Consider the following 20,535-nt stretch of genomic DNA (forward strand, 5'->3'; position numbering starts at 1 on the left):
GCTCGCTAAACGCTGATTACCAGCGGTAGTGAGCGAAGGCACGGTTGGCTTCAGCCATCCGTAACGTATCTTCCTTCTTCTTGATTGAAGCACCAAGGTTGTTTGATGCATCAATGATTTCGTTAGCAAGACGTTCAACCATCGTGTGTTCTCCACGAAGCCGAGCGAATTGAACTAACCAACGAAGTGCCAACGTCCGTTGACGATCTGGGCGAACTTCGATTGGAACTTGGTAGTTAGAACCACCAATCCGACGTGCCTTAACTTCAAGTGCAGGCATGATGTTTTCCATCGCTTGTTCAAAGACTTCTAAAGCATCGTTACCAGTTTGTTCCTTAACAAGGTCAAGGGCTTGGTAGAGAATCTTAGAAGCAGTTCCCCGCTTACCATCCAACATCAAGTGGTTGATTAAACTCGTTACCAACTTGGAGTTGTAAATTGGATCTGGTAATACTTCTGGCTTTGCAATGTGTCCCTTACGTGGCATTACTCAATTCCTCCTTCTTACTTCTTAGGCTTCTTAGCACCGTACTTAGAACGGCTTTGCATCCGGCCATCAACACCGGCAGTATCAAGCGTACCACGGATGATGTGGTAACGAACCCCAGGTAAATCCTTTACACGGCCCCCACGAATCAAGACAACTGAGTGTTCTTGAAGGTTGTGACCAATCCCTGGAATGTAAGCCGTAACTTCGATTAAGTTAGAAAGACGCACACGGGCGTACTTCCGTAAAGCTGAGTTAGGCTTCTTTGGCGTCATCGTCCCAACACGGGTAGCAACCCCACGCTTTTGTGGAGATGGCGTCTTAATTTCTTCCTTCTTGAAAGTGTTGTATACGTAACCAAGAGCAGGTGACTTTGACTTACCCTTGTGGCTCTTACGACCCTTACGAACCAATTGGTTAATAGTAGGCATAATGTTCCCCTTCCTGAATTTTAAGTCCACACATCCAGGCGGTTCTTTTTTGTGAATAAAAAAAGTGCTGGATGATATTTAATTTTTCGTGCTTTCGGCCGCCAGACTTTCATCTGCCAACCGACAGACACGCCGCTGCTTAAAGCACCTTTAATAAATTAACACGTTGCCCGGGCCAATGTCAATAATTCTTTGGTTTTTTAACCAATTTTTCGGGTATTTATTGACTAGGAGGCACAATATGATTACGATTTACTATTTATTTGGTCCAATCTGGGCATCATTTATCATTACCTGGACGCAACGAACCATCTTTCACCCCACTGACGTTACTCGTCGCTCACACTGTGATTGGTGTTACCATCCACTAACTTGGTGGCAATTACTTCCCCTCCTAGGCTACCTCTTCCAACGGGGGCGTTGTCGATACTGTCAAACCCCGATTGATCCATATTCCACGATTGGTGAACTCTTAACTGGTTACCTTTGGTTTTTATTACATGCACAGCTAGCCATGGCACAATTGATTTTTTTAACGACCAGTGCGTTAATTTTAGCCACGACTGACTATTATGGACAGTGGATTGATTTGCGCTGGTTAATTGGGCTCCTTTTCATCCCTCCTTGGCCATATCCAAAATTTGAATTAATAATCGGCAGTATTGGACTAACAATCCTATTAATTACCATCAAAAAACGCCACTGGCTGGGCAGTGGCGATCTGTGGCTATTTGGAATTTTACTTTGGTGCCGTGGCTTACTCCAGACCGCCGTTATTTTACTCATCGCTTGTAGCTTAATTTTGCTCCACCCCAAAATCTGGCAACATCAACCGGTCCCCTTTGTTCCCAGTTTACTCATTGGATGTCTGATTGAACTCAGTTATTGGAACGGGTTTTAAATGCGTCATAAATGATGCGGGCAGTGGATCAATCAATGATTCTAAATTTTGAAAAAAAACACTAAAATCCAAGCTAACGCCAAGCCGAACGACAATAATTCAAAAGCTGTTAGGGATAAATAATGGATATACTGAAAACCAATGTACTCGATTGCCATTACTCCCCCGATAGCATCGGATAAATGAATGAATTGATGACCAAGCATCGGCATACTCCAGCGAATTACAATAATAATTAACAGTAATCCATACACTAACCACATCGCAATTTGGTCATGGAGCCAATGAAACCGGTCATTATTCGGGAATAAGCTACCCCCATTAAGCAGGTTGCTTCAAAATACATTAACATCCGCGTTAACAAGACACCCTTGGTCGGAAAGCGATGGCGCAAATTAACAAATAAGTAATCAGTTAACGCCATCATTAACAACCCAGTTAAAATCAGCGTTAAATTAAATTGCCAAGCGGCCCCGCTTCGTTGGGTTCCTAAATAACTAAAATTATGGCGCCACCAATCACGATTCCCATTCGTTAACATTGACAGGACCACTCCACCAAGCATCATAATTGTCATCAAATTGATCATAATCGCCGGCGAAATTGTTAAGCCGAGGTTAATCATCATATAATTCATTATCGCAAAGCAGACCGTAATTAAAATGATACTCGTGTAAATATCAAACTGCGCTCCAACAAACATTTGATCAATGGTCCAGAAAATCGTAAATTCCGTCACCATTAATACAATCCCCACCGCAATTGCTACCGGAATAAACATCCGCCAAGTAAATTGCCGGGCTCCGGCTTGATGATGACGTTTTTGGGCAATAAAAGCTCCAATAAAAATCACCCAGCTGCATAAACTTCCTAATACGGTGACCATATTTCCAATCGAATTTCCCCGCCCCAGTAATGGAATTTGTTCAACCCCAGTAGCTAACTGTTGCGCAAAAATTAAACTTCCTAACAAAACCGCTGGTAGTAAATACCACCAAATTTTAATTACGGGGACTAATTTAGTCGCCGCTTGGGAGCGCATCACCAATTCATCCGGTTGTAATTCAACTTCCACTGTTTCATTGGTTAATCGTCGTGCCACGTCATCAGGCACTTCAAATTCAAACTTCTGCATCTTTTTTTTCCTCCCCTCATAGCTTATCATATTCTCGCTTGCGGCTCTAACTCTCATCAATTTCTCATTAAAACGATTGACAGTCCCCTTTCATCTCGCTTAACTTAACGTTATTAATTATTATCATAGGGGAGTCTTATCATATGAAAAAACCAATCATTGCAATGCCAGCGGATACCTTCACCCAAGCAACTGACATTATTAACCTTCGAAATGCCGCCTTCTCACCAGATCCTGCCATTCAAGCAATTACTAAATCTGGCGGAACCCCACTTATCTTGCCAACCGTGGCCGCTGAAAGTGCTCAAGATTACGTTGACTTATTTGACGGACTCTTATTGCTGGGGGGCTTTGATGTCGATCCAACGTTTTACGGTGAGGAGCCTCACTATGAACTCGGTGAAACCTTCCGGAAACGTGATTTATTTGAAATGGCATTACTCAAAGCGACCGTAGCCGCCGGAAAACCAGTCATGGGCATTTGTCGCGGCTTACAACTCATTAATGCCGGCCTCGGCGGAACCTTGTACCAAGATTTATCTGAGAACCCCGATGCCAAATTAAAGCATTCGCAACTTGCACCTGGAAATTTACCAACTCATCATGCAAATGTTGCTAATGATAGTCGCCTGGCTGAAATTGTCGGTGACCGCGTTTATGTCAACTCACGTCATCACCAAGCCGTCAAACAAGTGGCGCCTAGTTTAAAAGTCAGCGCCTGGGCCGATGACCAAGTCGTCGAAGCAATTGAAAGTGTTGATTCCGATCAAATTTTAGCCGTCCAATGGCATCCTGAAAATATGTATAAGCATAATGAAGAATCTCAATTACTCTTCAAAAACTTAATTGAACGTAGTGCTCGTACGCATTAATAGGCTACGATGCAAAAAGGCGTGATGACCAAATCGGTCATCACGCCTTTTATTATAAATTATTGTTCGTCATTTAGTTGGGTTTCCATTTCCCGGATTGAAGTAGCTGGTGTTACTTCGTAGCCAGGTTCCGGAGTCCGGACGCTAACTTCACGCGGCTTGATACCACGGTAAGTTCCCATCCCAGTCCCGGCTGGAATAATCTTCCCGATAATAACGTTTTCCTTGAGCCCAACCAACGGATCGTTCTTGCCCCGGATAGCAGCATCCGTAAGCACCCGCGTCGTTTCTTGGAAGGAAGCGGCGGATAAGAAACTGTTTGTTTCCAAGGCCGCCTTCGTAATCCCAAGGATAACTGGCCGAGCGGTAGCTGGTACACCACCTTCAACTAACGTCTTGTAGTTAGCATCCCGGAATTGGTTAATATCCATTAATTGACCTGGTAAGACGTCCGTGTCACCTGGATCCATGACCCGCACCTTACGGATCATTTGCCGAACCATGATTTCAACGTGCTTATCAAGCAAGTCAATCCCTTGCATCCGGTAAACCTTTTGGATTTCAGCTAACATGTACGTTTCCGTTGAAAGAACGTCGCGAACCCGAATTAATTCCTTCGGATCAACTGAACCTTCGTTTAATGGGAAACCACGGCGGATTTCGTCACCTTCAGCCACCTTCATCCGTGTAGCCATTGGTAACGTGTACGTCCGCGTATCAGCGTCACCCTTAACCGTGACATCCTTCGTTTGGTCAGCTGGGTTTTCTTCAATCGAAACAATTGTCCCCGTAACTTCAGAGATAACGGCCTTCCCTTTAGGATTCCGTGCTTCCACAATTTCGACGATCCGTGGAAGCCCTTGGGTAATATCGTCGTTACCAGCAACCCCACCAGTGTGGAAGTTCCGTAACGTCAATTGCGTACCTGGTTCCCCGATTGATTGAGCAGCCACCGTCCCGATTGCTTCACCGGCTTCAACTTGATCACCCGTGGCAGCGTTACGTCCGTAACAACGTTCACAAACCCCGTGGTCCGTGTTACAAGTGAAGGCCGTCCGAATCGTTACCTTTTCAACGCCCGCATCCACAATGGCTTGTGCCATAGCTTCATCAACCAAGACATTCTTATCAACAATCTTTTCACCCGTTTGTGGATCAAAGACTGACTTCATCGTGTAACGACCCAGAACCCGATCGTAAAGCGGTTCAATCATTTCGTCGCCGTTCGTAATCGCGGTTACGTCTAATCCACGATCCGTACCACAGTCTTCTTCCCGGACAATTACGTCTTGGGAAACATCAACTAACCGCCGCGTTAAGTAACCAGAGTTGGCCGTCTTGAGGGCCGTATCCGTCATCCCTTTCCGCGCCCCGTGTGAGGAGAGGAACATTTCCAAGACAGATAAACCTTCCCGGAAGTTAGAGATAACTGGTAATTCCATGATCTTACCAGATGGTGAGGCCATCAAACCACGCATCCCGGCTAATTGCGTAAAGTTAGAAATGTTACCACGCGCCCCAGAGTCAGACATCATGTTGATTGGGTTATGGATATCCATGTGTTCAATCAGCTTGTCTTGCACGGCGTCCTTGGCATCATTCCAAACTCCGATCACCCGGTCGTAACGTTCACTATCCGTAATCAAACCACGCCGGAATTGCTTCGTGATTAAGGCCACTTGCTTGTGGGCTTCTTCAATAATACCTGGCTTTTCCTTCAAGTCAGTCACGTCGGTAATCCCAACCGTAACCCCAGAAATCGTTGATTCGTAGTAACCAAGGTCCTTCATGTCATCAAGTAATTGTGACGTGACCGTAACCTTGTACTTCTTGTAAACTTCAGCAATGATGCTAGACAAGAAACCAACCTTAAATGGCGCAACCACTGGCGTATTTTCAAGGTAATCGTGAATATCTTCACCCTTGTCTAAGAAATACTTATCAGGCACACCATTCGTCAAGTTGTCCATCGTGGGTTCGTTAATGTAAACGTAATCTTCAGGCATGATGTTGTTGAAGAATAACTTCCCAACACTCGTTACCATAATCCGACCACGTTGTTCATCCGTAAATGGCTTGTTAGGGTAGGATGACGTTTGCACCCCAACCCGCGTTTGTAATGAAACATAACCATTCTTGTAGGCTAACATGGCTTCGTTCAGATCCTTGAAGATCATCCCTTCACCTTCACGGGCCTTATCTTCAATGGTCATGTAGTAGTTACCGATAACCATATCTTGAGAAGGTGCCACGATTGGTTCTCCATCCCGTGGACTCAAGATGTGGTGGGCAGCTAACATTAATAACCGTGCTTCGGCTTGTGCTTCCGCAGAAAGTGGCACGTGGATGGCCATTTGGTCCCCGTCGAAGTCGGCGTTGTAGGCCGCACAAACTAATGGGTGTAACCGCATTGCCTTCCCAGAAACCAAGATTGGTTCAAAGGCTTGAATCCCAAGCCGGTGTAACGTAGGGGCCCGGTTCAAGAGCACTGGGTGTTCCTTAATGACATCTTCTAAGACATCAAAGACCACTTCGTCCCGGTTATCAATCATCCGGCGCGCGCCTTAGGATTGTTAACCAATTCCCGCTTCGTTAATTCGTGAATAATAAATGGCTTGAATAATTCCATCGCCATTGGTACTGGGAGACCCATTTGGTTCATCTTCATAGATGGACCAACATCAATAACGGAACGACCAGAGTAGTCAACCCGCTTCCCAAGTAAGTTTTGACGGAACCGACCTTGCTTCCCCTTCAATAAGTGGGAAAGGGACTTCAATGGCCGGTTACCTGGACCCGTAACCGGACGACCACGACGACCGTTATCAATTAAGGCATCGGCCGCTTCTTGTAACATCCGCTTTTCGTTTTGGACGATGATTCCAGGGGCGTTAATTTCTAATAACCGCTTTAACCGGTTGTTCCGGTTAATAACCCGCCGGTATAAATCGTTCAAGTCAGACGTTGCGAACCGCCCACCTTCAAGTTGCACCATTGGCCGTAAATCAGGTGGCATGACCGGTAAGACATCCATTACCATCCACGCTGGGTTGTTCCCCGCCTTTAAGAAGGCTTCTAAGATATCCAACCGCCGTACGGCCCGCGTCCGCTTTTGACCAGTTGCTTCTTTCAAGACCGCCTTTAATTCCGCCGTTTCCTTTTCAAGGTCAACGTCTTCTAATAAGCGCTTGATAGCTTCAGCCCCCATTTGGCTTCAAACCGGTCGCCGTATTCCGCTTTCTTTTCACGGTAATCAGCTTCTGATAATAATTGCTTCTTTTCTAATGGCGTATCACCTGCATCAACCACCACGTATGATGCAAAGTAGATTACTTCTTCCAATGACCGTGGGCTCATATCTAAGACTAACCCCATCCGGCTTGGAATCCCCTTAAAGTACCAAATGTGCGTAACTGGGGCTGCTAATTCAATATGACCCATCCGTTCCCGACGAACCTTGGAGCTGGTAACTTCAACTCCACATCGGTCACAAACACGGCCCTTGAAACGTTGCCGCTTGTACTTACCACAAGCACATTCGTAGTCCTTCGTTGGCCCGAAGATTCGTTCATCAAAAAGCCCATCTTTTTCCGGCTTTAACGTCCGGTAATTGATTGTTTCTGGCTTCTTAACTTCCCCGAAAGACCAACTACGGATCTTATTAGGAGCGGCTAAGCCAATCTCCATACTTTCAAAATTATTGACATCAATCAAAGGATAATCCTCCTATTTCAATCACAACCACCAACAAAGGTTAGTTAGGCGTTACTTCATCCGTTGCTTCCACCGCTGTGGTTGCTGGTTCAGTTGATTGGTCTGCGTTTTCAGGTGCTTGATGCGCCATCTTCCGCAAGTCCTTCACGTCTTCATCCATGTTCTTAAGTTCGATTTCTTGCCGGTTGCTATCTAAGACGCGCATGTCTAACCCAAGAGATTGTAATTCCTTTACAAGCACGCGGAATGATTCTGGCACCCCTGGCTTTGGAATTTGTTCCCCATTGATAATGGCTTCGTAAGTGTTAACCCGACCAACCACATCATCAGACTTGTACGTTAAGATTTCTTGCAACGTGTAGGCAGCCCCGTAAGCTTCAAGCCCAAACTTCCATTTCACCGAACCGTTGGCCCCCAAATTGGGCTTTCCCACCAAGTGGTTGTTGCGTAACTAATGAGTAAGGTCCAATTGAACGAGCGTGAATCTTGTCGTCGACCATGTGCGCTAACTTCAAGTAGTGCATGACCCCAACAGAAACCCGTTGTTCAAATGGTTCCCCAGTCCGACCATCGTAAAGGATCGTCTTACCGTCTGCTGGTAATCCAGCTTCTTCAATTGCTTCCCAAACGTCAGCATCCGTGGCCCCGTCAAAGACTGGCGTGGCAATGTGAATCCCTAATTCGCGAGCGGCCATCCCAAGGTGAAGTTCGATCACTTGACCGATGTTCATCCGGGATGGAACCCCCATTGGACTCAACATAATGTCGATTGGCGTACCGTCTGGCATGTATGGCATATCTTCTTCAGGAACAACGATTGAAACCGTCCCCTTGTTCCCGTGCCGACCGGCCATCTTATCACCAACTTGGATCTTCCGCTTTTGGGCGATGTAAACCCGGACCATCATGTCAACCCCTGGTGATAATTCATCACCATTTTCACGGGTAAAGATCTTCACGTCTTGGACGATCCCGCCACCACCGTGTGGAACTCGTAATGATGTATCCCGGACTTCACGTGACTTTTCACCAAAGATGGCATGTAAGAGCCGTTCTTCGGCTGATAATTCCGTAACCCCCTTTGGCGTTACCTTACCAACTAAGATGTCACCATCGTTAACTTCGGCCCCAACCCGGATAATCCCATGTTCGTCAAGGTCACGTAAGGCGTCAGCCCCAACGTTTGGAATTTCCCGCGTCATTTCTTCTGGTCCAAGCTTCGTTTCCCGCGCTTCAGATTCAAATGATTCAATGTGAATTGACGTGTAAACATCATCCTTCACTAAGCGTTCGTTGATGGCAATGGCATCTTCGAAGTTGTAACCTTGCCAAGTCATGAAGGCAATTAATGGGTTTTGACCAAGGGCTAATTCCCCTTGTTCCATTGATGGACCATCCGCTAAGACGTCATCGGCATCAACATGTTCGCCGACCTTAACAATTGGCCGTTGGTTGTAGTTCTTACCACCGTTAGAACGACGGAACTTCATTAGCTTGTAAGTATCTAATGAACCATCTTCTTGCCGTACCCGAACTTCCTTAGCGTCAACATATTCAACTTCCCCGGCGTGCTTAGCAATTAAAGCCACCCCTGAGTCATGCGCGGCCTTGTATTCAATCCCCGTCCCGATTAATGGAGCGTGAGGATTTACTAATGGCACCGCTTGCCGTTGCATGTTGGCACCCATGAGGGCCCGGTTGGAGTCATCGTTTTCCAAGAATGGAATACATGCGGCGGCAACCGAAACTACTTGCTTTGGTGAAACGTCCATGTAATCAACGTTTTCCGCCGTCGTTTCAATTGAGTCTTCCTTGTCACGCACTAAGATTGTTGCGTCAGCAAAAGAACCATCATCGTTCAACTTCGTGTTGGCTTGGGCAATGATGTAGTTATCTTCTTCATCGGCCGTTAAGTAATCAATCGTATCCGTAACCTTGTGCGTTTCCCATGAAACCCGCCGGTATGGAGTTTCAATGAATCCGTACTTGTTAACCCGTGCGTATGAAGAAAGGGAGTTGATTAACCCAATGTTAGGACCTTCCGGCGTTTCAATTGGACACATCCGACCGTAGTGCGTGTAGTGCACGTCCCGAACTTCATAACCGGCCCGGTCCCGCGTTAAACCACCAGGACCAAGGGCAGATAACCTCCGCTTATGCGTTAATTCACCTAATGGGTTCGTTTGATCCATGAATTGAGACAATTGTGATGAACCAAAGAATTCCCGAATTGAAGCAACCACTGGGCGAATGTTAATTAATTGTTGTGGCGTTACCGTGTTAATGTCTTGAATTGACATCCGTTCACGAACCACCCGTTCCATCCGTGCTAACCCAATCCGGAATTGGTTTTGGAGTAATTCACCCACCGAACGGATCCGCCGGTTACCCAAGTGGTCGATATCATCGGTTGAACCAATCCCTTCTTGTAAGTTCAAGAAGTAGTTAATCGACGCAATGATATCAGCTGGTAAAATGTGCTTCGTTTCTAAGTCGATGTTTCCATTAGAAACCACTGGCACAACCTTTTCTGGATCGTTTGGAGCGTAAACCAAAATCTTTTGTAATTGAACTGGTTCCGTCACCACTGCTTCGTCAGATGGCGTATACGTAATCATCTTGAATTCGTCGTTTTCTAACGCAGGTTCCAACGTCTTCAAGACTTCCTTCGTAACCACATCACCCTTGTTTGCCAAGATTTCACCCGTTTCCGGATCAGCTAACGTTTCCGCTAACGTCAATCCTAATAAACGGTACTTCATCTTCAACTTCTTGTTCGTCTTGTAACGACCAACCGGGGCCATGTCGTAACGCTTAGGATCAAAGAACCGCGTCGTTAAGAGGTTCCGTGCTGAATCAGCCGTCTTTGGTTCCCCTGGACGAAGCCGTTCATAAATATCCTTTAAGGCTTCTTCGACCCGTGAATCTTCTGGTTCCTTGTGGACATCCTTATCAACCGTCGCGTTCAAGGATTCACTTTGGTTCCCTAACATGTCGATGATTTCATCGTCAGAACCAAATCCAAGCGCCCGAATTAATTCCGTAATTGGTAATTTCCGCGTCCGGTCAATCCGTACATAAGAAATTCCCTTGGCATCCGTTTCGTATTCCAACCAAGCACCCCGGTTTGGAATGAAGTTGGAACCGAAGTTTGGCCGTCCGTTCTTATCAGCTTCTTGGCTAAAGTAAACCCCTGGGGAACGAACTAATTGAGAAACAATTACCCGTTCAGCCCCGTTAATAATAAACGTCCCTTGTTCCGTCATTAATGGGAAATCACCAAAGAAGACGTCTTGAGATTTAATTTCACCTGTTTCATGGTTCGTCAACCGCAACGTTACGTGTAATGGTGCGGAGTAATTTGCGTCGTGTTCACGCGCTTCAGCCACCGTATACTTAGGTTCTAAAAGTTGGTAATCCACGAATTCCAATGATAACTTCCCTTGGAAATCATCAATTGGCATAATGTCGTTAAACATTTCGCGTAAACCACTTTCCATGAACCACTTGTAAGAATCACTTTGGATTTCGATTAAGTTTGGTAATTCCAAAACTTCCTTAATCCGAGAGTAACTCCGCCGTGTCCGGTGTTTTCCGTAGTTAACTAAATGTCCAGCCAAACTGTTCACCTCTCTAAGTTTGTTGCTTAGACCCAGCACTTAGAATGTTACATTTTGATTACATTTTTCAAAATGACTGCATTTTAAGCAAAAAAAGCCAAAAACAGCCGGTGACTGTCTTTGGATTTCGTATAAAGAAGGCTATGGACAATAGATCACAGCCCTCACTGAGTCCTGAATTACATACTAAATAATGATACTGTGTTTTAATTGATTTGTCAACGATTTAACGTTGTTTCATCCCATTAATTAAGACATCTAACAAGATGGTTTTTCGTTGCGCACTGGAAACTGCATTTCCCCCTAACAAATGGACCGTTCCATAAAACGGCGTCATCATCGACAAGTAGATTTCAGCCGCTTCTTGCGGTCGTACATCAGGCCGCAATTGACTCCCCGCCCGTTCAAAAAAGACCGCTAACGGGCGCAGATAATTAACCGTCATTGCTAAATCGAGTTTTCGTTGTGCACTCAATGATAATTGATCCCGCGCTTCTAAGTAAATCGAGTAGATACTTTGTGGATGCATCTCTAACATCAAATCTGTAACCTTTTCAAATTGCGTCAACAACGCCGGATCGTTTTCGCTTGCAATCTGTTGTAATCGCTCCCGAACTTGTTGCCCGTAATCATTCATCACTTCTAAAAACAACGCTTCTTTGTCTGCAAAGTGATGGTAAAGTGCTGGTTGCGTAATCCCAATTTCAACCGCAATATCACGCGTCGACGTCAAATTATACCCACGATTTAAAAAGAGCTTCGTTGCCGTAGTCAAAATTCGCTTATGGGTTAAATCTCGTTGAGTTTCTCGTTTCACCGTGTCACCTCCAATTCAGCTGTTTGTACAATCCCATTCACCTTAAAGTCCAGTTGCCCCCGTTTAGCACCAATCGTCAATTGATCCCCCGTTTGCAACGCGTTACTTAGCAACAATTTACTCAACGAATTTTCTACTAACGTTTGCAATGATCGCCGTAATGGTCGGGCCCCATATTGGCGGTTATAACCATCGTTAGCAATTACATCTAAGGCCGCCGGAGTAAATTTCACCGTTACCCCAAGGTCCGCTAATCGCGATGTTAATTGTCGTGCCAATAACTTTACAATTTGCCGTAATTCAGCTGGCGTTAAGTGCTTGAACACAATTAACTCATCTAACCGGTTAATGAATTCGGGCTTAAAATGTAATTTAACTTGTTCCCGAATCACTTTTTCCATTGCTTGGTCATCCGTGGAACCAGCTCCTGCAAACCCAACTGTTTTCTGATCTTGTAACACTGTTGCCCCAAGGTTCGAGGTCATGATAATGATTGTATGACTAAAGTCAACCTTCCGCCCTTGGGCATCCGTTAAGAACCCATCATCTAAAACTTGTAACAACAAATTAAAGACTTCCGGATTTGCTTTTTCAACCTCATCAAACAAGACCACTGAATACGGCTGACGCCGCACTTGCTTGGTTAATTGGCCCCCTTCTTCGTAGCCAACATATCCTGGGGCGGACCCAACCAAGCGACTGGTGCTATAACGTTCCATGTATTCTGACATATCAAGCCGAATCATCGCTTGTTCATCACCAAACACTTCGGCCGCTAACGCTTTGGCTAATTCCGTTTTTCCAACCCCCGTTGGTCCTAGGAACATAAACGAGCCAATCGGCCGGTTCGGATTTCTTAAACCACTTTGACTGCGACGTAAGGCATCCGCAATCGCTACGACCGCTTGATCTTGCCCAATCACCCGCTGATGCAACGTTTTATCCAACCGTAACAGCCGTTGTTTCGCTTGCTGGGTCAACTTACCAACCGGAATCCCGGTCCAAGCCGCCACAACCTTTGCCACCGCCGCCGGAGTAACTTGCAATTCATAATCAACCGTTGCCATTGAAGCGGTTGGTTCCGAGGCTGAATTTACTTCTAACTGCGCCTTTAAAGCTAATTCTTCCCGCCGTAATGAGGCCGCCCGATCGAAATCTTGCGCCAAAATTGCTGCTTCTTTCGCAACTTGCACTTCAGCCAAACTATCTGTCGCGCTCGGTTGCTTAACTTGCGGTTGCACGTGGTCCAACCGCGTCGCAGCTGCTGCTTCATCGATTAAATCCAACGCTTTATCCGGCATAAATCGATCCGGTAGATACCGCGTTGCTAAATCAACGGCCGCTTGTAACGTATCATCTGGCAATCCAACTTGATGATATTGTTCATATTGTGAGCGAACCCCTTGCAAAATCCGTAACGTCGCCGACCCATCCGGTTCATCAACCCGAACTTGCGAGAAACGCCGTTCAAGCGCCGCATCCTTTTCAATGTACTTGCGGTATTCTTCAAGCGTGGTCGCCCCAATCACCTGCACTTCACCGCGTGCCAAAACTGGTTTCAATAAATTAGAGGCATCAATTGCCCCCTCAGCCCCACCAGCTCCAATCATCGTGTGCAACTCATCAATAAATAAAATCACTTTGCCATCTTGACGAACTTCACGCAAAATCTTTTGTAACCGATCTTCAAATTCACCCCGAAATTTTGTACCAGCAACTAATGATCCCATTTCTAAGGCAACCAACCGGTAATTTTGTAATGTTGTCGGAACTTCATTCGCCGCCAATTTAGCAGCAATCCCTTCAACAATCGCCGTTTTACCAACTCCGGGTTCCCCAACTAAGACTGGGTTATTTTTCGTCCGCCGACTCAAAATTTGCAACGTCCGTTGAATTTCTAGCTCCCGCCCAATCACCGGGTCCATCCCGTGTTCCGTCGCTTGGAGTGTTAAATCACGACCAATTTTATCAAGCGTTGGCGTTCCTTGCACCGCCTCTTGTTGAGCTCGTTTAGCCTGCGCATTTCGCTTACGTAACAACCGTTCACTAATTCCCAACCGTTTTAACAAGTCTTGGCGCGCTTCTTTTAAATCAATTCCTAAATCATAGAGAATCCGGGATGACAAAATTTCATCTTCGGCTAACAACGCGAGTAATAAATGTTCCGTGCCGACTTGCTCACTTTGCAGGCGACTCGCTAATTCTTGGGCCACCCGCAAAACTGATCGGAGCTTAGGTGAATTAGGTAACTGTACCCCATTAGCAACTAGTTCGCGCCCATAACCGGTAATTTGTTCAATCGCTTCACGAATATCAGCGCTCATTACCCCCCAGCGTTCAAACGCATGCGCAGCAATTCCAGTTTCTTCCATACTTAGGGCCAATAATAAATGTTCCGTTCCTAGCACTTGATGCCGAAACAAATGTGCCTGTTCCTGGGCAATTGCCAAGACATTTAAGGCACTTGGGGTATACAAATTCTCTTCCATTCCGCTACCTCTTATCCTTCATACCGCAAGCGATTTAGCAACATCTTCATTACATGCGCCCGTAACCGTTGCCGCGCATAACGATCACTCATCGCTAACGTTTGCTCATCAATCATCATTAGCATTAAGTTACCTTCACGCTTCGTTACAACTTTTTCTTGATATAACGTCTGAATCATTGCCGTCGCATCTCGTTCCGTCAATAAATCGCCAATCCCTTTTAATAAGGTATCCAAAATATCAACATCATCTAACAAACTGACCCGTTCAATCCGAATGTAACCACCACCACCACGTTTACTTTCAACTAAGTAACCTCGTTGGGGGGTAAAACGAGTTTTAATCACATAATTAATTTGCGAAGGCACGACATCAAAATGATCCGCAATTTCTGAGCGTCGAATTTCAACCGTTGGCGATTCACCTAACACGGATTTCAAATATTGCTCAATAATATCGGACATACTTTTTTTCTTCCATGATTCAACCTCCATTCTTCTGACTTTTATTGACCATTATTGTACCATAGGAGACCTTGCAAATAAAACAAAAGCGCCCGTTGTCGCAGGTTTAGCGACTAACGAGCACTTAAATAGTTTAGCTAGTAGATTTATTACTTGTTGTGAACAAAATCAACCACGTTCCGACCAACAACCTTGTTGTCCTTTAATTCTTGAATCATGTCGTTGATTTCTTCTAACTTCCGCGTCTTAACGATTGGCTTAACCTTACCTTCAGCCCCAAATTGGAAACATTCAGCTAAGTCTTGCCGCGTCCCAACTAAGGAACCGGCCACGATAATTCCGTCAAGCACCGTCTTAGCAATGTTAAGCTTCATGTCACCTTGTGGTAAAGCCACGGCAACTAACTTACCATCTGGCCGTAAGGAATCAACCGCTTGATCAAAGGCTGATGCAGCCACAGCCGTAACCACAGCGGCATGAACCCCACCAACTTTAGCTTGGATTTGTTCAGCAACATCCCCATCATGACGGTTGATTAAGACTTCCGCCCCATTTTCCTTGGCAGCTTGAAGCTTATCTTCGTTCCCATCAACTACAACGACGTGAGCGCCGAAGACATTGTGCGCAAATTGAACGGCCAAGTTACCAAGGCCACCAGCACCAACAATTGATACCCATTGACCTGGCTTAACATCAGCCACCTTCAAAGCCTTGTAAACCGTTACTCCGGCACAAGTTAATGATGTTGCTTCAACTGGGTCAAGGCCTTCTGGAACTTTAACGGCGTAGTCAGCAGCAACAATACATTGTTCCGCCATTGCCCCATCAGCCGTGTAACCAGCGTTAACGACTTGACGACAGAATGTTTCCCGACCCGTCAAACAGTATTCACAGTGACCACAACCCTTGTAGAACCAAGCAATTGATACCCGGTCACCAACCTTTAAACTCGTCACACCTGGAGCCACCTTAGAAACCCGGCCAACCCCTTCGTGACCAATAATCCGACCTGGCTTGTCACCAAAGTCACCCGCGGCCACGTGTAAGTCCGTGTGACAAAGACCACTGTATTCCATATCAACTAAGCTTCGCCCGGCTTAAGGTCCCGTAATTGGACATCCTTAACCGTAACGTAACCATCAACTGGATCATTAACAACTGCTGCTTTCATAATAGACACACCTCGTAAATTAAGTTTGTGATTTATTTTACAAGTTAATTGTAACCATTTTCATGACAAATGACAATCTTTTTTTTGTGATTTACCTCACATTTCAATCCAAGTGACTGATAGTCGCCGGCGCCACTAGGGATAATTGATAGCCTTGCAAGTCTAACACCGCGCGAATCGCCAAGGCCGAGGTGCCTAGCAACGAGACTTGTTGCGACCCTTGAACGCGCTTGATCGTGACCGTTGTTCCATGATTAAGCAACCATTCCTTAACTGCCACAAAAATTGCCGGCACCGCATCGAACAACGGCGAAGAAAAGAACACCACATCCGGACCAAACGAGGTAATCGCATTAAATACCGTTTTTCCTAACTGCTCTACCGTTTCAGCCAAACGTGGGCCGGTCGCTACTGACTGTTGTTGATAAATCGCTTTTAAATCATCCCAGGCAAGCGGCCAGTTTTGATCAACATCACGTAAAATCAAGGATAAAAACGCCTCTTCTGAACAAATCGTTTCGACTTTTACTAATCCTTGGTTCGTCGTCACCAAACTACGTCCAATTTCACCAGCCATCCCATGATTACCATGATACAAACGATTACTTGTAATAATCCCCGATCCAATTCCGCGGTGAATACTAATCGCCAAAATATTATTCGCTTGCTGACACAAATTGAAATCCCGTTCAAAAACCGCCGCTGCGTTCGCTTCATTTTCAACAACCACTGGCACTTGATACTCATCTTGGAAAAAGGTTTGTAAATCGATGCCACGGAAATTGATAAACGGCGAATCAACCACTTGATTATCATCAACAATCCCATGAATCGCAAACCCCAAGCCAATTAGTCCCTGCTCAGCGACCGCCACCTGTTGCATTTGGGTAATAACATTTTTAATTAATTGCAGCATTGCCAGCGCATCCAATTGTGGGGTATCAAACTCCGCAAAATCCAACACTTCGCCATTCAAATAATTTGCCATCGCCCGCGTGTGGTAGGTTCCAATTTCAAAGCTAATCACATAGCCATATTCACGCTTTAACCGAATTAAATCTGGGCGCCGGCCCCCATTATTCGTCGACTCTCCACTGCCAATCATTTCAACTAATCCCATCGTCGCTAGCTCAGTATACAATGATGAGACCGTCGACTTATTCAAACCCAAGTTACGCGCAATATCAGCCCGTGAAATCGTCGTATGCTGAAATAATTGTTCCAACACTCGTTTTTTTATTCGCCGTATGCATTGCGGCTTTACTTATCGTTGGCATAGTCCCTCCTCTTGTTCATTCTTTCATCTTATTATACCAAGCTTTTGTGCAAACGTTTGTCCAATCAGCGCCCTAAATAAAAACTGCGACCAAATTCGGTCCCAGTTTTAATTTAATTAAGCATTGCCGTTTGCTTTGTCACGCAACCATTGTTCAATTGCTTCCAATGATTTACCTTGCGTTTCAAATACCAATGAGTGAACGAACCAAATCGCTACGAAACATAATGCTCCATAAAGAATAAATAATGATCCCTTACCAAACAAGCTTAATAACATTGGGAACGTAGTTGAAACTACTGCATTTGATACCCAGTTAACACTTGAACAGAAGGAGTTACCGATCCCCCGAATGTTAAGTGGGAACATTTCCCCAATCATCGTCCACATAATTGGTCCCCACGTCCCAGAGAAGAACGCAATGTAAACTACCATGGCAATCACCGTCACATATGATGCAAATTGTGATTCGGCCGTATGAGCCAATCCCCAACTCATAATTAATAAGGAGATTCCCATTCCAAGACCACCAACAATCAACATCCGCCGCCGACTAACCTTGTTCATTAAGCTAATCCCAATCCAGGTCACGATAATATTAAAAATCCCAATGTAAATGTGATTCATCAACGCAAAATCAACACTGAAGCCAGCATCCGTGAAGATAGTCGGTGCATAGTAAAGCACCGTGTTACAACCCATGACTTGTTGCAAGATCGCTAACCCAACCCCAGCAACTAAGGCTGGGCGAGCCATCTTACCAAATAATTCTTGGAAACCACCGGACTTAATTGCCGCTTGTTTCCGAATGTCAGCTAAGTCTTGTTCAACCACCGCAACATCATCTTGGTTCATATTCATCAAGACGGCCCGAGCTTCATCATCCCGATGATTCCGAACTAAGTACCGTGGTGATTCTGGTAAAATAATCGCCCCAAAGAACAATAAAACTGATGGCACAACGGCTAAACCAAGCATCCAACGCCAACCAGTCACCATATCAGCTAACCAGTAGTTAAACAAGTAAGCCAACAGCAACCCTGTCATAATCATAAATTGGAATAATCCTGACATCATCCCCCGCTTAGCAACGGGTGATAATTCAGCCAAATAAGTTGGGATCATTGCGGAAGCAGCCCCAACCCCCATCCCAAGGATTACCCGGGTAAAGAAGAGACTCCAGAAATCTGGCGAAATCCCTGACCCTAAGGCTCCGACAAAGAAAAGAATTGACGTTAACATTAATAACTTCCGCCGTCCAAACTTATCCGAAAACGGTCCAATAAAGATGGCCCCAATAAAGGCCCCAACTAAAACCGAGGAAACAATCCAACCTTGTTCCAAACTTGACAGGTGTAATTGTTTTTCGATAAATAAGATCGCCCCAGAAATTGATCCGGTGTCATATCCAAATAAAATTCCACCTAATGCAGCATAAAAATAAATCCAACCTGCTGAGATACGATGTTTCATGTCCCTTTACCTCCTCAGACATCCATCGAGTTAGTTGTTTTATCAAACTTACGAGTTGAATTATAAAAGCGCTTTCACAACTTTGTCAATAACCAGATTACAAATAAAAATAGCTTAAAACCGTCATTTCCCCCGTTATTAAATGAAGTGATTTTCTAAGTCCCTCAGATAAAATTAATTTTTCACTGAAAACGCTTTACTTATTTCGCTACAAGGCGTATATTACGTGGTGAGGTTAGTTGTTTAACAAAACTAATTTATTTGCTGTTAATTTTAGGAGGTACTCAGATATGAGTGATTTATGGCAAGGTATTAACAAGATTGAATACGTTGGTAACAAAGGCGATGTTAAATCTGGTTTAGGTTTCCAATACTACAACCCTGAAGAAGTAATTCTCGGGAAGAAGATGAAGGATTGGTTACGGTTCTCGGTTGCTTACTGGCACACATTTGATCAACGTTTAGTTGACCCATTCGGTGATGGAACGGCTATCCGTCCATTCGACGGTAAGTACAGCGACCCAATGGACCTCGCGCTTGCAAAGGTTGATTACGCATTCGAATTTTACCAAAAGTTAGGTGTTAACTTCTTAGCCTTCCACGACCGGGACTTAGCTCCTGAAGGTGACACATTACGTGAAACGAACAAGAACCTTGATAAAGTGGTAGACAAGATTGTTGAATACCAAAAAGACACTGGCATGAAGGTCCTTTGGAACACTTCAAGCCTCTTCACAAACCCTCGTTTTGTTTCTGGGGCTGCAACTTCTCCATACGCTGACATTTACGCCTACTCAGCTGCCCAATTAAAGCACAGTCTTGAAATTGGTAAGCGGGTTGGTTCTGAAAACTATGTCTTCTGGGGTGGTCGTGAAGGTTACGAATCACTTTGGAACACGGACATGAAGCGGGAACAAGAACACATTGCTAAGTTCTTCCACATGGCCAAGGACTACGCAAACGAAATTGGTTTCGATGCACAAATGTTACTTGAACCAAAGCCTAAGGAACCAACGACGCACCAATACGACTTTGATGCTGCTACGACGATTGCTTCATGAAGGAATACGACCTTGATAAGGACTTCAAGCTTAACCTTGAAGGTAACCATGCTAACTTAGCTGGTCACACTTACCAACACGAAGTTCGGGTCGCTCGTGACGCCGGCTTACTTGGTTCACTTGACGCTAACCAAGGTGACAAGTTGATTGGTTGGGACATTGACGAATACCCATCAAACCTTTACGAAACGACCGCTGTAATGACGGAAGTCATCAACAATGGTGGCATCGGACCTCGTGGTGGTTTGAACTTCGACTCCAAGCCACGTCGGACGTCATTTGAACCTGAAGACCTCTTCTACGGTCACATTGTCGGAATGGACTCCTTCGCCGCTGGTTTACGCGTTGCCGCAGCTATGAAGGAAGACGGTTACTTAGATGACTTAGTTGCTAACCGTTACGCTTCATACAACGAAGGTATCGGTGCTAAGATTGAAAGTGGCGAAGCTGACTTCAAGTCATTAGAAGAATACGCCCTTGATATCCCACAAAAGGATCTCTTAGCTGCTACGCACTCTGATCACTTAGAACAAGTTAAGGACACGATTAACCACTACATCGTGCGGACTTTAGCTAAGTAATTAAATTATTTAATCATTTTAAATCACACTTCTCTTATCTTTA

General features: G+C 45.1%; 10 protein-coding genes and 4 pseudogenes. 3 read left to right on the plus strand and 11 right to left on the minus strand.

Features of this window, described 5'->3' with window-relative positions; genetic code table 11:
- Nucleotides 1-16: 16 nt before the first annotated feature.
- Together rpsG and rpsL are read right to left on the minus strand one after the other, a co-directional pair.
- Nucleotides 17-487, minus strand: a complete 471-nt coding sequence (rpsG, locus tag JCM14505_RS01880; RefSeq protein WP_054652484.1) for a 30S ribosomal protein S7 — start codon at nt 485-487, stop codon at nt 17-19.
- A 17-nt stretch (nt 488-504) separates the two neighbouring features.
- The gene (gene rpsL, locus JCM14505_RS01885; RefSeq protein WP_054652486.1) at nt 505-918 is read right to left on the minus strand and encodes a 30S ribosomal protein S12; all 414 of its coding nucleotides are present in this window, start codon (nt 916-918) and stop codon (nt 505-507) included.
- A gap of 241 nt (nt 919-1,159) precedes the next feature.
- Here rpsL and JCM14505_RS01890 point away from each other — a divergent pair, with 241 nt between their 5' ends.
- Nucleotides 1,160-1,819: a prepilin peptidase gene (locus JCM14505_RS01890; RefSeq protein ID WP_054652488.1), complete on the plus strand. Its 660-nt coding sequence runs from the start codon at nt 1,160-1,162 to the stop codon at nt 1,817-1,819.
- 253 nt (nt 1,820-2,072) lie between these two features.
- Here the strand turns inward: JCM14505_RS01890 and JCM14505_RS01900 are convergent, their stop codons facing one another.
- On the minus strand, nt 2,073-2,954 hold the full coding sequence (locus JCM14505_RS01900) for a hypothetical protein (protein WP_054652492.1): 882 nt from the start codon (nt 2,952-2,954) through the stop codon (nt 2,073-2,075).
- A gap of 143 nt (nt 2,955-3,097) precedes the next feature.
- On the opposite strand from JCM14505_RS01900, the gene JCM14505_RS01905 reads away from it, so the two are divergent.
- The gene (locus tag JCM14505_RS01905) at nt 3,098-3,826 is read left to right on the plus strand and encodes a gamma-glutamyl-gamma-aminobutyrate hydrolase family protein (RefSeq protein WP_054652494.1); all 729 of its coding nucleotides are present in this window, start codon (nt 3,098-3,100) and stop codon (nt 3,824-3,826) included.
- A gap of 59 nt (nt 3,827-3,885) precedes the next feature.
- Here the strand turns inward: JCM14505_RS01905 and rpoC are convergent.
- From rpoC to JCM14505_RS01945, 8 genes and pseudogenes are all read right to left on the minus strand, one after another.
- Nucleotides 3,886-7,540: pseudogene (rpoC, locus tag JCM14505_RS01910) on the minus strand (DNA-directed RNA polymerase subunit beta').
- Between the two features lie 40 nt (nt 7,541-7,580).
- Nucleotides 7,581-11,169: pseudogene (rpoB, locus tag JCM14505_RS01915) on the minus strand (DNA-directed RNA polymerase subunit beta).
- A 217-nt stretch (nt 11,170-11,386) separates the two neighbouring features.
- Nucleotides 11,387-11,977, minus strand: a complete 591-nt coding sequence (locus JCM14505_RS01920) for a TetR/AcrR family transcriptional regulator (protein ID WP_054652496.1) — start codon at nt 11,975-11,977, stop codon at nt 11,387-11,389.
- On the minus strand, nt 11,974-14,466 hold the full coding sequence (locus tag JCM14505_RS01925; RefSeq protein WP_054652498.1) for an ATP-dependent Clp protease ATP-binding subunit: 2,493 nt from the start codon (nt 14,464-14,466) through the stop codon (nt 11,974-11,976). Before JCM14505_RS01925 ends, JCM14505_RS01920 begins: the two co-directional genes overlap by 4 nt.
- Nucleotides 14,467-14,477: 11 nt before the next feature.
- Complete coding sequence (locus tag JCM14505_RS01930) at nt 14,478-14,960, minus strand: CtsR family transcriptional regulator (RefSeq protein WP_054652500.1); 483 nt, start codon at nt 14,958-14,960, stop codon at nt 14,478-14,480.
- Nucleotides 14,961-15,079: 119 nt separating this feature from the next.
- Nucleotides 15,080-16,101 (minus strand): annotated as a pseudogene (adhP, locus tag JCM14505_RS01935) (alcohol dehydrogenase AdhP).
- A 103-nt stretch (nt 16,102-16,204) separates the two neighbouring features.
- Nucleotides 16,205-17,350, minus strand: a complete 1,146-nt coding sequence (locus tag JCM14505_RS01940) for an ROK family protein (protein WP_225352220.1) — start codon at nt 17,348-17,350, stop codon at nt 16,205-16,207.
- 144 nt (nt 17,351-17,494) lie between these two features.
- Nucleotides 17,495-18,850 carry a sugar porter family MFS transporter gene (locus JCM14505_RS01945; RefSeq protein ID WP_054652504.1) on the minus strand — a complete coding sequence of 452 codons (1,356 nt, stop codon included), beginning with the start codon at nt 18,848-18,850 and terminating at the stop codon, nt 17,495-17,497.
- 290 nt (nt 18,851-19,140) lie between these two features.
- Here JCM14505_RS01945 and xylA point away from each other — a divergent pair.
- Nucleotides 19,141-20,492, plus strand: a pseudogene (gene xylA, locus JCM14505_RS01950) (xylose isomerase).
- The last annotated feature ends 43 nt before the right edge of the window (nt 20,493-20,535 follow it).

This window comes from Limosilactobacillus equigenerosi DSM 18793 = JCM 14505, assembly GCF_001311375.1.
Classification (GTDB): domain Bacteria; phylum Bacillota; class Bacilli; order Lactobacillales; family Lactobacillaceae; genus Limosilactobacillus; species Limosilactobacillus equigenerosi.

Excerpts from the sequence above, each read along its gene's own strand:
- rpsG (WP_054652484.1), bottom strand. The coding sequence starts at position 487 with ATGCCACGTAAGGGACACATTGCAAAGCCAGAAGTATTACCAGATCCA.
- rpsL (WP_054652486.1), bottom strand. The coding sequence starts at position 918 with ATGCCTACTATTAACCAATTGGTTCGTAAGGGTCGTAAGAGCCACAAG.
- JCM14505_RS01890 (WP_054652488.1), top strand. The coding sequence starts at position 1,160 with ATGATTACGATTTACTATTTATTTGGTCCAATCTGGGCATCATTTATC.
- JCM14505_RS01900 (WP_054652492.1), bottom strand. The coding sequence starts at position 2,954 with ATGCAGAAGTTTGAATTTGAAGTGCCTGATGACGTGGCACGACGATTA.
- JCM14505_RS01905 (WP_054652494.1), top strand. The coding sequence starts at position 3,098 with ATGAAAAAACCAATCATTGCAATGCCAGCGGATACCTTCACCCAAGCA.
- JCM14505_RS01925 (WP_054652498.1), bottom strand. The coding sequence starts at position 14,466 with ATGGAAGAGAATTTGTATACCCCAAGTGCCTTAAATGTCTTGGCAATT.
- JCM14505_RS01930 (WP_054652500.1), bottom strand. The coding sequence starts at position 14,960 with ATGGAGGTTGAATCATGGAAGAAAAAAAGTATGTCCGATATTATTGAG.
- JCM14505_RS01945 (WP_054652504.1), bottom strand. The coding sequence starts at position 18,850 with ATGAAACATCGTATCTCAGCAGGTTGGATTTATTTTTATGCTGCATTA.